This is a genomic window from Mycobacterium vicinigordonae (assembly GCF_013466425.1).
GTDB lineage: Bacteria > Actinomycetota > Actinomycetes > Mycobacteriales > Mycobacteriaceae > Mycobacterium > Mycobacterium vicinigordonae.
Genome location: NZ_CP059165.1, coordinates 4,194,310 through 4,206,798, shown reverse-complemented (window position 1 = coordinate 4,206,798; position 12,489 = coordinate 4,194,310). Strand labels below are relative to the sequence as shown.

Below are 12,489 nucleotides of genomic sequence, written 5' to 3'. Positions count from 1 at the left end.
TTCAGTCGCTGATGTCGAATCCGGCGATGACCTTGACGGGTCTGACCCGGACCACGACCTCGCCGGGCGCGGCATTGCGGCGCCCGAACTGCTCGGCCCGGTCGGCGCCCATGTAGCGCGCGCCGGCTCGGGTCGCGATGTCCAGCAGCTCGTCGGGGTCTTCGCTCACCGTCGCCAGGCCTTGCACCTGGACGAACGAGTAGGGCGGGTGCGGGTCGTCCACACAGATCGCGACTCGCGGATCACGTTGCAGCGAACGGCCTTTCGGCGTACGGCGCTCGGTGGTGAACACCAGCGCGCCGTTGTCGACGACGAACCACACCGGCGTCACCAGCGGTCGACCGTCGGAGGCGACAAATCCGAGCATCCCGGTGCGGGTACCTTCGGACAAGAAGGCAACCACCCGGTCCGACAGCTCCACCACGGCGGGCTACAGCCTTGCCAGTTCGTATTCGCTGATGTTGCCGATGAGCACCCGCAACTGATCTGCGGTGGAGCCCAGCGTGTTGTCGATCGCCGTCAGTCGAGCGGTGTAGTGGCCGACCGGGTACTCCGCGGTCATGCCGATGCCGCCGTGCAGCTGGATCGCCTCCTGCCCGATGTGCCGGCCCGACCGGCCGATCTGCAGCTTGGCGCGTGCGGCGATCACCGGATCATAATTGCCGTCGGCGATCGACATCGCGGCGTAGAGGTTCATGCTGCGTGCTTGTTCGAGCGACACGTACATGTCCGCGGCGCGCTGGGTCAGGGCCTGGAATTTGTTCAGCGTGACGCCGAATTGCTTGCGGGTCTTCAGGTATTCGGTGGTCAGCCGCAGCGCCTCCTCCATCGCCCCGAGCGCTTCGGCGCATAGCGACGATTGGATTCGGATGATGCCGTTTCTGATGGGTCCGGAGGCGTCCGTGGCAGCACCCAGCGGTTCGGCGACCGCCTCGTCGAAGTCGATCTGGGCGCCGCGCTGGCCGTCGAAGGTGGCGTACCGTGTGCGGGTGACCGCTTTTGCATCTACCAGGAACAGCCCGGTGCCACCGTCCGGCAACGTGGCGCTCACCACCAGGGTTTCGGCGCAGTCACCGGCCAGCACCGGGTTCTTGCGGCCGCTGACGGTCCACGAATCACCGTGCGGCACGGCGCGAGTGGTGATCTCACCGGAGACGCCGCGCTGTCCGGGTTCCAGGTGGGCGAAGGCCAGCAGCCGTTGGCCGGCGGCGACCTCGTCGAGTAGCTCTTTTTGAGCGTCGCTGCCTAGTTCGGCGATCAGCGAGCCTGGTGCCAGCGCTGCGTGCACAATCGGTTCGGGAGCCAGTCGACGTCCGACCTCGGTCAGCACCACCATGATCTCGAGCTGGCCCGCTTCCTCGGAATCGAACCCGAGACCGAGAATCCCGGTCTCGGCCAACTGATTCCAGACCTCGCGACTCCAGCCCTGTTCGGTGTCGATCACCTTGTTGCGGCTTTCGGCGTCGTAGCTGCGCCCTAACAGCTCGCGGGTGGTGTCACGCAGCAGCGCCTGCTCTTCGCTCAGCTGAAAGTCCATGACTGCCTCACAATCCCAGAATGGTGGACGCGATGATGTTGCGCTGAACTTCGTTGCTACCGCCGTAGATTGAGGTCTTGCGGTAGTTGAGGTAGTGCGGGCCGCTGCTCTGCGCCCACTCCGCTGAGGCGATCCCGTCCGTGTCGATCGGTAGCGCATCGGCCCCGGCGACCTCGACCATCAGCTCGGTGGACAGCTGCTGCAACTGGCTGCCGCGCAGTTTGAGCACCGACGACGCCGGGTTGGGCTTGCCTCCCGAGGATCCCGACACGACCCGAGCCTGGGTGAGTTCGAGTGCCAGGACTTCGTTTTCGGCTTCGGCAAGCCGCGCCGCGAACAGCGGGTCGTCGAGCAGCCCGTTGTTTTTGGCGTGTCGCTTCACCTCGGCCAGACGGACTTTGGTGCGGCCCACTTGAGCGATGCCGGTGCGTTCGTTGCCCAACAGGAACTTTGCGTAAGTCCAGCCCTGATTCTCTTCTCCGACAAGTTGATTCGCGGGAACCCGGACGTCAGAGAAGAACACTTCGTTGACTTCGACGCCGCCGTCGATCAGCTTGATTGGCCGCCAGGTGATGCCCGGGGTGTCCATCTCCATCAGTAGGAACGAGATGCCGGCCTGACGCTTGGGCGCCTGAGGGTCGGTGCGCACCAGGCAGAAGATCCAATCCGCATACTGCCCCAGCGTGGTCCACGTCTTCTGGCCGTTGACGACGTAGCTGTCGCCGTCGCGGACCGCGGTGGTGCGCAGCGAAGCCAGGTCCGAGCCGGCTTCGGGCTCCGAGAAACCCTGACACCACCAGATGTCTAGGGCCGCGGTCGCTGGCAGGAACCGCTCCTTGATCTCTTGGGATCCGAACTCGGCGATCACCGGCCCGACCATCTTGGTGTTGAAGTTCAACGGCTCCGGGACGCTGGCCAGCTGCATCTCGTCGTTGTAGATCTGGGACTGGGTGGGGGTCCAATCCTTGCCGCCCCATTCGACCGGCCAGCCGGGCACCGCGAGCCCGTTCTCGTGCAGCAGCTTGTGGTTGTCGACGATCTGCTCGCGGGTCAGCGACTTACCCTGGCGTACCCGCTCGCGGACATCCTCGGGGACCTTGGTGGTGAAGAAGGTACGAAGTTCGTCGCGGAACGCGGCTTCGTCGGGGGTGAGCGCCAGCTTCATTGCAGCCTCCTGTGATCGTTCGCGCCGGTTCCATCTTGACTGATCCGATCGAGCGCTTGTGCACAGCCTCGGGTTAATCCCCAGCCGGCCGGTGGGCGGGGTGTTCACCGGCTGTCGCGACGGTCCGCACGCTTACCGTCGGCGCATGCGAACGGAACTTCCTGCCGAGAGGCTGCACCGCCGGTTGGGTGCCGACACTGACACGGACACCTCAGATTCCGATCCCGGCGTCCGCGACCCCGGCGGCAGCCGGGACGAGGACCACGACGGCGACCGGGACGACCCGAACTCGCTGCTGCCGCGCTGGCTACCCGAATTGTCGCGCCGACGCGGTCTGGTCGACCGGGTGCGGGCCGATCCGGGCCGGGCCGGAGCCGTCGCGCTGGCGGTGATCGCCGCGCTAGCTGTGCTGATTACCGTGTTCACGCTGGTGCGCGACCGCCCGGCTCCGGTCACCTCAGCCAAACTGCCACCGGTAGAACGGGTTTCGTCCACCAGAACGTCTGCTGGTGCCAGTCCGCCGGCGGGGCCGGTGATAGTCAGTGTGGTGGGTCTGGTGCACAAGCCCGGGCTGGTGACCCTGGCGCCGGGCGCGCGTGTCGCCGATGCGTTGCAGGCGGCCGGCGGCGCGGTCGATGGCGCGGACATGGTCGGGCTGAACATGGCCCGCCCACTCGGTGACGGTGAACAGATCGTGGTCGGGCTGGCGCCGCCGTCGGGTAAACCCGCGGTGCTGGGCAGTTCGGTGGGCACCGGCACGCCCGCCGGACCGGCACCGTCGAACACACCTATGACCTCGGGCCGAACCCGACCGGCTCCCAAGGAGGCGCTCGACCTCAACACCGCGACCGTGGAGCAGCTCGATGCTCTGCCCGGGGTGGGGCCGGTCACCGCGGCGGCGATCGTGGCGTGGCGCCAGGCCAACGGCCGGTTCAGCAACGTTGACCAGCTGGGCGAAGTCGAAGGCATCGGTCCGGCGCGGTTGGACAAGCTGCGCGCCCTGGTCCGTGTCTGATCCCGGTGGCGGCCCCGGAGCCCGGTCCGGCGGTGGACCTGGATGTGCGGCTGGTACCTGCGGCACTGGTCTGCTGGGCGGTCACGGCTGCGGGGATTGTGTGGCCGGTCGGCGCCGCGCTCGCGGGCTGTTGCGGCTTGCTTGCCATCGGCTCTGGTCTGTTGTGGTGGCGCGCACGGCGCGCCCCCAACGCTCGGCTGGCCGCGGCCAGCACCAGTCTGCTGGCGATCGGTGTGGTGGGAGCGGGCTACGGCTTGGCGGTCGCGTTGCGGGCCGATGCCGTCTCGCACCACCCGATCACCGCGTCATTCGGCACCGTTGTGCCGGTGACGGTCATGCCCAGCGAAAGCGCGCTGACCCTGGGTAGTGGCCGGTTGCTGTTCCGCGCGACGCTACTGAGGCTGCATGACGACGAGATATCGGGCCGGGTCGTGGTTTTCGCCCGCGCATCTGAGGAAGGATTCGGCGACCTGATGGTGGGCCGGCCGGTCCGGTTCACCGCACGCATCACTCGTCCGACCCGCCACGACCTCACCGTCGCGGTGCTCACCGTCACCGGTCCGCCGGTGCTGGGCAGCGCGGGTTCGGTGCAGCGTGCCGCCCACGCCGTGCGCAGCCGATTCGCCGCCTCGGTGCGCGAGGTGTTGCCGGCCGACCAGGCGGCGATGCTGCCCGCACTGGTTCTCGGTGATACCTCCCTGGTGGCCGCGGCGACCAGCGGTGAGTTCCGCGCGGCCGGGATGACGCACCTGACCGCGGTCTCAGGTGCCAACGTCACGATCGTGTGCGCGGCGGTGCTGTTCTCGGCGCGGCTGGTGGGGCCGCGGGTAGCCGTAACACTGGCCGGGTCGGCGCTGGTGGCGTTCGTGATCGTGGTGCAGCCGACGGCCAGTGTGTTGCGGGCCGCGGTGATGGGGGCGATCACGCTGGTGGCGATGTTGTCGTCGCGGCGCCGCCAGGCGATACCGGCGTTGGCGACCTCGGTGTTGGTGCTGCTGGTTGCCGCGCCGCAGCTGGCGGTGGACCTGGGTTTCGCGCTGTCGGTCATTGCCACGGCCGCGCTGGTGGTCGTCGCGCCCGCGTTCTCGCAACGCCTGACCGATCGTGGCTGGCCCAAACTGTTGGCGGACGCGGTCGCGGTCGCCGCCGCGGCCCAGGCGGTGACCGCACCGCTTGTCGCGGCGATCTCTGGCCGGTTCAGCGTGGTGGCCGTGGCCGCTAACTTGCTGGCAGCGCCAGCGATTGCCCCGATTACCGTGCTGGGCACCGCCGCGGCAGTGCTGGCCGGGTGCTGGCCGGCCGGCGCGCAGCTGTTGATCCGGTTCACCGGACCGGAGGTGTGGTGGGTGTTGCGGGTTGCGCATTGGGCCGCGGGGTTGCCGGCGGCTAGTGTGCCGGTGCCCTCGGGGCTCGCCGGGTTGTTGACGGTCGGGGGCGCTACCGTGCTGGTCGCAGCGATGTGGCGATGGCATTGGTTCCGCGTGACCGCGGGCTCGGCGGCGGTGACGGGCCTGGTTTGTGCCGTGGCCTGGTGCATGTCCGGATCAGTGGGGCGCTGATCGCCCGCGAACCCAGCGCCGAGCAACGGCGTGCAGCGTCGCGCCGAAGCTAAGGACTTGAGATGGTTGCGCCGGATCCTTCGATCTTCGGCACATTTCCGACCAGTTTCTCGACTTCCGCGACCAGCGCGTCCGGCGTCGTGACGTCGTATTCCTGCCCGTTGATCTGCACCGTCGGCGTCGCGTTCACACCGGCCGCAGCGGCGGCCGAGGTGACCTTCGACAGGTATTTTCCGCTGTTGATGCAATCCGAGACCGAGCCGGCCGCGCCAGCTCCGCGAGCCAGTTCGATCAACCGCGCGTTGTCCGGAAAAGAGTCACCGGATTCGGACGGTTGACCGCCGACGGCGAACAACGTGTTGTGGAAACGGCGAAATGCTTCGGTGGATTCATCGGCGACGCAGTACGCCGCGGCGCCTGCGCGCGACGAGTAGTGCTGTGTGAGTGCGCTGTCCAGGATTGACACCATCGAGTAGTCGGCGGCGATGGCGCCGGTGTCGATCAGGTTGGACACCGTCGGCCCGAACATCTGCTCGAAACTGCCGCACGCGGGGCACAGAAAGTCTTCGTAGAAAGCGACCACCACTTTTGGTTCGCTAGTGCCGGGTTGGGTGACCAGCTTGTTCGACGCCACTCGTACCGCACCGCTGGAACCCGGCGTGGCGGCCGGCCGCGATGCGGTTGGGGATGAGTTCGACGCCCCGCGGTCGCCCAGGATCAGGATGCCCGCGACCGCAGCTACCGCGACGAGCGCTGCTGCGCCGGTGAGGAGCGCGATTGTGCGCCCGCTGATCCCGCGCTTCTCGCCGGTGCGTGGCCAGGGCGCCACACTGTGCACGGCGTGCGGACCGGCCGCCGCGACCGGCGCCGTAGCGCGGACCGCTGGGGACGGCCACGGGTAAGGCATTGGTTGGTGCGCCGCATGGGCCGTCCCCGGCACCGGCGGCGGCGTAGGACGCTCGGTGGGCAAAGCGTCCGTCGCGCTGAGCGCTGCGCGGGCGGCATCGATGAACTCCAGCGTTGTGGTGTACCGCTGAGCGGGATCCTTGGCCATGCCGCGCTCAATGACGTCGTCTACCGGGCGGGGAACGTTCGGCTGGGCGGTCGACGGCCGCGGCGGTGTGGCACCAAGATGTGCCGCCACCAGTTGGGGCATGGTGTCGCCCGGGAAGGGTGGGTGGCCGGTCAGACATTCGTAGAGCGCGCAGGCCAGCGAGTAGACATCCGCACGGGCATCCTCCTGCGCCCCGAGACTCAGCCGCTCGGGTGCGATGTAGTGGAAGGTACCGATCGCGTTGCCCGCCTTGGTTATTCGCGTCTCGTCGAGAGATCCGGCGATTCCGAAGTCGATCAGATACGCGAAATCGTCCGCATCGAGCAGCACATTCGACGGCTTGATATCCCGGTGCAGTAAGCCGACCCGGTGGGCCGCGTGCAGCGCCCTGGCGACCTGGCCGAGGATGTAGACCGCACGGGCCGGATCGAGCGGGCCGCTAGCGAGCACAGTCTCCAGGGGCCGGCCCTCGATCAGGCGCATGTCGAGGTACAGACGACCGTCGATCTCCCCGTAGTTATGAATCGGGATGATGTGTGGGCTGTTCAGGCGGGTCGCGGCGTGGGCCTCGCGGCGAAATCGGCGCTGATATTCCGCGTCCGCCGACAGATGCGCGGACAACACCTTGATCGCCACGACACGGTCGGTCTCGCTGTCGTAGGCGCGCCACACCTCGCCCATGCCGCCACGACCCACCAAGTCGATCAGGCGATAGCGGCCAAACTGTGTGCCGTCCACATCGACCTCCCAGGCGCGTTGGCGTGGCCATTCCCCACTATTGAACGAGCCTAAACAACCGGGCGATGTGCCTGTCGTGGTGGCGTGGCACCATCGTGGCGTGAGCGAGGTATCGCCGTTGCACCTGGTCCTGGGTGAAGAAGAGTTGCTGATCGAGCGGGCCGTCGCGCAGATTCTGCGGTCCACCCGCCAGCGTGCTGGCGGGGACGCGGGCGCGGCAGCGGGTGTCGAATCGGGAATCGCCGACGTACCGGTCAACCGGATGCGCGCCGGCGACGTCAGCACCTACGAGCTGGCCGAGCTGCTGAGCCCGTCCCTGTTCGCCGAAGAGCGGATTGTGGTGCTTGAAGCCGCCGCTGACGCCGGCAAGGAGGCGGCCGCGTTGATCGCCACGGCCGCCGCCGAGCTGCCGCCGGGCACTGTGCTGGTCGTCGTGCACTCCGGAGGCGGACGGGCCAAGGCGCTTGCTGGCGAGTTGAAGTCGCTGGGCGCCAAAGTGCACCCGTGCGCCCGAATCACCAAACCCGGCGAACGCGCCGACTTCGTCCGCTCCGAGTTCCGGTCGCTGCAGGTCAGGGCCGATGACGACACGGTGGCAGCGCTGCTTGACGCGGTAGGGTCCGACATCCGGGAGCTGGCGTCAGCTTGCTCGCAGCTGGTCGCCGACACCGGCGGTGACGTTGACGAACGGGCGGTACGCCGCTACCACAGCGGCAAAGCCGAGGTGAAGGGCTTCGACATCGCCGACAAAGCGGTGGCGGGTGACGTCTCGGGGGCCGCCGAAGCGCTGCGCTGGGCGATGATGCGCGGCGAGCCGCTGGTGGTGCTGGCGGATGCGCTCGCCGAGGCCATCCACACCATCGGACTGGTGATGCCGCAGTCGGGCGACCCCTACCGGCTGGCCGGACAGCTCAAAATGCCGCCCTGGCGGGTACAGAAGGCGCAGCGACAAGCCCGGCGCTGGTCACGGGACCGGTTGGCAACAGCGATGCGGGTGGTGGCAGTGCTGAATGCCAACGTGAAAGGGGCCGTGGCGGACGCCGACTACGCGCTGGAGTCCGCGGTGCGGCAGGTGGCCGAACTGGTCGCTGATTGACAGTCGAATCGGTGGCCGCGCAAACGCCGCTACGCGGGGCGGGAAGCTCAGCCGAGCTTGTTGAGTGCGTGCGCCAGTGCCGACTTCTTGTTGGCGGCCTGGTTCTTGTGGATCACGCCCTTGCTGGCGGCCTTGTCGAGCTTGCGGCTGGTTGACACCAGCAGCTCGGCGGCCTTGTCTTTCTCGCCGGCGTGAGCGGCTTCCCGGAACGCGCGAATCGCGGTACGAAGCGAAGACTTCACCGACTTGTTGCGCAGCCGGGCGCGCTCGTTAGTCCGGTTGCGCTTCTGCTGCGACTTGATGTTGGCCACGCGTGTAGTTCCTTAGTCCGTTTCGATTTGGCTTTGCCCGGGGTATGCCTGCAACCCGACAGCGACTGCTCAGGTTAGCAGTCGGTTACGTTTTCGCCCAAAAGGGCAACTGTGGGCCTACTGGAACAGGGGAATTGAGGCAGAGTGACACAGGTGAGCCTTTCGAACCAGATCGATGCAATCCCGCACCGGTCGCGCGCCCGTTCGGAGCGCATCTTCGAGGGCTACAACACCTGTGACCCGGTCTACTCGCTGGCCTTCGACGAGATGTTCGACGCGCAGGGCAACGTGCGCGGCCCGTACAAAGGCATTTACGCAGAGTTGGCGCCCACCGACGCCTCGGAGCTGAAAGCCCGGGCGGACGCGCTGGGCCGGGCGTTCATCGACCAGGGCATCACGTTCTCGCTGTCGGGCCAGGAGCGGCCATTCCCGCTGGATCTGGTGCCGCGGGTGATCTCGGCCGCCGAATGGACCCGTTTGGAGCGCGGCATCACCCAGCGGGTCAAGGCTCTCGAGATGTACCTCGACGACATCTACGGCGACCAGGAGATCCTGCGCGACGGCGTCATCCCGCGCCGGCTGATCACCTCGTGCGAGCACTTCCACCGTGAGGCGGTCGGGATTGTCCCGCCCAACGGAGTGCGCATCCACGTCGCCGGCATCGACCTGATTCGTGACGAGAAAGGCGACTTCCGGGTCCTGGAAGACAACCTGCGCTCGCCGTCGGGTGTGTCGTACGTCATGGAGAACCGGCGCACCATGGCGCGGGTCTTCCCGAATCTGTTCGCCACCCACCGGGTGCGCACTGTCGACGACTACGCGGCACACCTGCTGCGGGCATTGCGCAACTCGGCGGCCACCAACGAAGCGGACCCCACCGTGGTGGTGCTGACGCCTGGGGTCTACAACTCGGCGTATTTCGAGCACTCGCTGCTTGCTCGGCAGATGGGGGTGGAGCTGGTCGAGGGCCGCGACCTGTTCTGTCGCGACAACCAGGTGTATATGCGCACGACAGCGGGTGAGCGGCAGGTCGACGTCATCTACCGGCGTATCGACGACACGTTCCTGGATCCGCTGCAGTTCCGGGCCGACTCGATGCTGGGGGTGGCCGGGCTGGTCAACGCCGCCCGCGCCGGCAATGTCGTGATCTCCAGTTCGATCGGCAACGGCGTCGGCGACGACAAGCTGGTTTATACCTATGTGCCCACCATCATCGAGTACTACCTGGGTGAGAAACCGCTGCTGGCAAACGTGGATACCTACCGCTGCTGGCTGGACGACGAACGCGAAGAAGTGCTCGACCGGATCCGGGAGTTGGTGGTCAAGCCGGTGGAAGGCTCCGGCGGCTACGGCATTGTGTTCGGCCCAGGGGCCTCGGAAAAGGAGCTGACCGCGCTCGCCAAGAAGATCCGCGACGATCCGCGCTCCTGGATCGCCCAGCCGGTCATGGAGCTCTCGACGGTGCCGACCCGCATCGGCGACTCACTGGCCCCGCGTTACGTGGACCTGCGCCCGTTCGCTGTCAACGATGGCAACGAGGTGTGGGTGCTGCCCGGCGGGCTCACCCGTACCGCCCTGGTCGAGGGGTCGCGAGTGGTGAACTCCAGCCAGGGTGGCGGGTCCAAGGACACCTGGGTGCTGGCGTCGCGAGCTTCGGGGGCCGGACGCGAATTGGGTCGCGCCCAGGTGGTGCGCTCGCTGCCGCGCGCTCTGCCCGAGCAGGCTCCGGACAGTGTCCGTTCGGCGACGACGCAGACCCAGCCGATCAGCCCACCACATGACGAGCAGCCCCAGCAGCAGCAACAGCAGAAAGCGAGCGATTGATGTTGGCCCGCAACGCCGAGGCCCTCTACTGGATCGGCCGTTATGTCGAACGTGCCGACGACACCGCGCGCATCCTGGACGTGGCGGTGCACCAACTACTTGAGGATTCCAGCGTCGATCCCGACCAAGCCTCCCGGTTGCTGCTGAAGGTGCTGGGTATCGAGCCACCCGAGCACCGACTCGACGTCTGGTCGCTGACCGACCTGGTTGCCTTCAACCCCAACACCGAGGGTGGTTGCTCGATCGTCGAAGCCATCTCGGCGGCACGCGAAAATGCAAGGTCGGCGAGGGAAGTCACGTCCAGCGAGATCTGGGAGTGCATCAATACCACCTACCATGCCTTGCCCGAACGCGAGCGGGCCGCCAAACGCCTCGGGCCGCACGAGTTTTTGTCGTTTATCGAGGGGCGTGCGGCAATGTTCGCCGGCCTGGCCGATTCCACGCTCTCGCGTGACGACGGCTACCGGTTCATGGTGTTGGGCCGCGCGATCGAGCGCGTCGACATGACGGTGCGACTGCTGCTGTCCCGGGTTGGGGACAGTGCCTCGTCGCCGGCCTGGGTGACGCTGCTGCGTTCGGCGGGTGCCCACGACACCTACCTGCGCACCTACCGCGGCGCGCTGGACGCGGCTCGGGTGGTCGAGTTCATGTTGCTGGACCGGCTTTTTCCGCGCTCGGTTTTCTACTCGCTCAAGCTTGCCGAACACAACCTCGAGGAACTGCTGCACAACCCACAGAGCCGAATCGGGGCCACTACCGAGGCCCAGCGACTGCTCGGCCAGGCGCGCAGCGAGCTGGAATTCGTCCAACCCGGCGTGCTGCTCGAGACCTTGGAGAACCGACTGGGGGCTTTGCAGCGGACCTGTCGCGATGTTGGAGATGCATTGGCGCTGCAGTATTTTCACGCTGCGCCATGGGTGGCGTGGACGGATGCCCGTCAGCGCGGAGAACTGGTCGAGACTCTGGACGGCCGAGGAGATTCCTGATGTGGCGGATGCGGGTGGTGCATACCACCGGTTATGCGTATCAGTCGCCGGTGACGGCGTCGTACAACGAGGCACGGTTGACGCCCCGCTCCAACACGCGGCAGAACGTCGTCCTCAATCGAGTCGAGACCATCCCGGCGACCCGGTCTTACCGCTACATCGACTACTGGGGGACCGCGGTTACCGCTTTCGACCTGCACGCGCCGCACACCGAACTCACGGTGACGTCGTCGTCGGTTGTCGAGACTGAATGCCCGGAGTTTCCGGAGGAGAAAGCCAGCTGGGAAGAAATGAAGTCGATCGCAGTGATCGACCGTTTCGACGAGGTACTACACCCCACCGCCTACACTCCGACCAGCAAACGCGTTGCGGCCGTCGGAAAGCGGATCATGAAGAACCACGACCCGCAGGAGGCCGTGGTCGCAGCGGCCCGCTGGGCACGCAGCGAGCTGGATTATCTGCCGGGTACGACCGGGGTGCACTCCTCGGGGTTGGACGCGCTGGAACAGGGCAAGGGCGTCTGCCAGGATTTTGCCCATCTGACGCTGATCGTGTTGCGCAGCATGGGAATTCCCGGCCGCTACGTGTCAGGGTACCTACATCCCAAGCCCGACGCGCGGATCGGTAAGGCGATCGAGGGTCGCAGTCACGCCTGGGTCCAGGCGTGGACGGGCGGCTGGTGGAATTACGACCCCACCAACGACACCGACATTTCCGAGCAGTACATCAGCGTAGGCGTCGGCCGTGATTACGCCGACGTGTCGCCACTCAAGGGCATCTACTCGGGGCTGGGGGCCACCGATCTCGACGTGGACGTGGAGATCACCCGGCTCGCTTAACCGCCGAGCAAGCTCCGCACCGCTGCGGCGGCGGCGGCTTCGGTATTGGCGTAGCTGGCTGCCGTGCTGCCCAGCCGCTGCACCAGCTGCTCGTGTAGGGCCGACATCTGGGCGCTGACCTGCTGGTAACCCTTCGCATGTGCGCTCCAGAAGTCCGCGACGGCGGCCGAGACCCCGTCGGCGGCTGCCGCCGGAACTCCGGCCGTCTGCAGGGCCGCGCTGACGTTGGAGGCGGTGATCGCCGAACCGATCCGGGCCAGATCGGACGCCGCAGCAGCCAGCGCCCCGGGGCCTGCGACTACGTACGACATTCGGCCACCCCTAAATCAAGAACAACAGAAGCGGATCGTACCTCGCTCCGAGCC

Annotated in this window: 12 protein-coding genes; 6 read left to right on the top strand and 6 right to left on the bottom strand. The window is 67.0% G+C overall.

The genetic code is table 11. From position 1 onward, the window contains the following. Nucleotide 1: 1 nt before the first annotated feature. The 3 genes from H0P51_RS18880 to H0P51_RS18870 are packed head-to-tail and all read right to left on the bottom strand — an operon-like array spanning nt 2 to nt 2,702. Nucleotides 2–424, bottom strand: a complete 423-nt coding sequence (locus H0P51_RS18880) for a PPOX class F420-dependent oxidoreductase (RefSeq protein ID WP_180914416.1) — start codon at nt 422–424, stop codon at nt 2–4. A gap of 6 nt (nt 425–430) precedes the next feature. After that, a complete protein-coding gene (locus H0P51_RS18875; protein ID WP_180914414.1) occupies nt 431–1,537 on the bottom strand; it encodes an acyl-CoA dehydrogenase family protein in 1,107 nt (368 codons plus the stop codon). A gap of 7 nt (nt 1,538–1,544) precedes the next feature. Continuing rightward, nucleotides 1,545–2,702 carry an acyl-CoA dehydrogenase family protein gene (locus H0P51_RS18870; RefSeq protein ID WP_180914412.1) on the bottom strand — a complete coding sequence of 386 codons (1,158 nt, stop codon included), beginning with the start codon at nt 2,700–2,702 and terminating at the stop codon, nt 1,545–1,547. 145 nt (nt 2,703–2,847) lie between these two features. On the opposite strand from H0P51_RS18870, the gene H0P51_RS18865 reads away from it, so the two are divergent. Next, entirely contained in the window at nt 2,848–3,717 is an 870-nt protein-coding gene (locus H0P51_RS18865) for a ComEA family DNA-binding protein (protein ID WP_180914410.1), read from the top strand. A 5-nt stretch (nt 3,718–3,722) separates the two neighbouring features. After that, nucleotides 3,723–5,276, top strand: coding sequence for a ComEC/Rec2 family competence protein (locus tag H0P51_RS18860; RefSeq protein WP_425488888.1), 1,554 nt, complete (start codon nt 3,723–3,725; stop codon nt 5,274–5,276). A gap of 49 nt (nt 5,277–5,325) precedes the next feature. Here H0P51_RS18860 and H0P51_RS28995 read toward each other — a convergent pair whose 3' ends face one another. Further along, nucleotides 5,326–7,068 carry a serine/threonine protein kinase PknE gene (locus tag H0P51_RS28995; RefSeq protein ID WP_281373725.1) on the bottom strand — a complete coding sequence of 581 codons (1,743 nt, stop codon included), beginning with the start codon at nt 7,066–7,068 and terminating at the stop codon, nt 5,326–5,328. 118 nt (nt 7,069–7,186) lie between these two features. Between H0P51_RS28995 and holA the strand changes: the two genes are divergently transcribed. Continuing rightward, entirely contained in the window at nt 7,187–8,164 is a 978-nt protein-coding gene (gene holA, locus H0P51_RS18845) for a DNA polymerase III subunit delta (RefSeq protein ID WP_180919082.1), read from the top strand. A 47-nt stretch (nt 8,165–8,211) separates the two neighbouring features. On the opposite strand, the gene rpsT is transcribed toward holA, so the two are convergent. Next, nucleotides 8,212–8,475 carry a 30S ribosomal protein S20 gene (gene rpsT, locus H0P51_RS18840; protein ID WP_065146308.1) on the bottom strand — a complete coding sequence of 88 codons (264 nt, stop codon included), beginning with the start codon at nt 8,473–8,475 and terminating at the stop codon, nt 8,212–8,214. A 144-nt stretch (nt 8,476–8,619) separates the two neighbouring features. Here rpsT and H0P51_RS18835 point away from each other — a divergent pair, with 144 nt between their 5' ends. The 3 genes from H0P51_RS18835 to H0P51_RS18825 are packed head-to-tail and all read left to right on the top strand — an operon-like array spanning nt 8,620 to nt 12,124. Then, entirely contained in the window at nt 8,620–10,299 is a 1,680-nt protein-coding gene (locus H0P51_RS18835) for a circularly permuted type 2 ATP-grasp protein (protein WP_180914408.1), read from the top strand. Further along, on the top strand, nt 10,299–11,285 hold the full coding sequence (locus tag H0P51_RS18830) for an alpha-E domain-containing protein (protein ID WP_180914406.1): 987 nt from the start codon (nt 10,299–10,301) through the stop codon (nt 11,283–11,285). The genes H0P51_RS18835 and H0P51_RS18830 overlap by 1 nt, the downstream gene beginning before the upstream one ends. Then, the gene (locus H0P51_RS18825) at nt 11,285–12,124 is read left to right on the top strand and encodes a transglutaminase family protein (protein WP_180914404.1); all 840 of its coding nucleotides are present in this window, start codon (nt 11,285–11,287) and stop codon (nt 12,122–12,124) included. Before H0P51_RS18830 ends, H0P51_RS18825 begins: the two co-directional genes overlap by 1 nt. Here the strand turns inward: H0P51_RS18825 and H0P51_RS18820 are convergent. Further along, nucleotides 12,121–12,435, bottom strand: a complete 315-nt coding sequence (locus H0P51_RS18820) for a PE family protein (protein WP_180914402.1) — start codon at nt 12,433–12,435, stop codon at nt 12,121–12,123. The genes H0P51_RS18825 and H0P51_RS18820 overlap by 4 nt on opposite strands. Between the last annotated feature and the right edge of the window lie 54 nt (nt 12,436–12,489).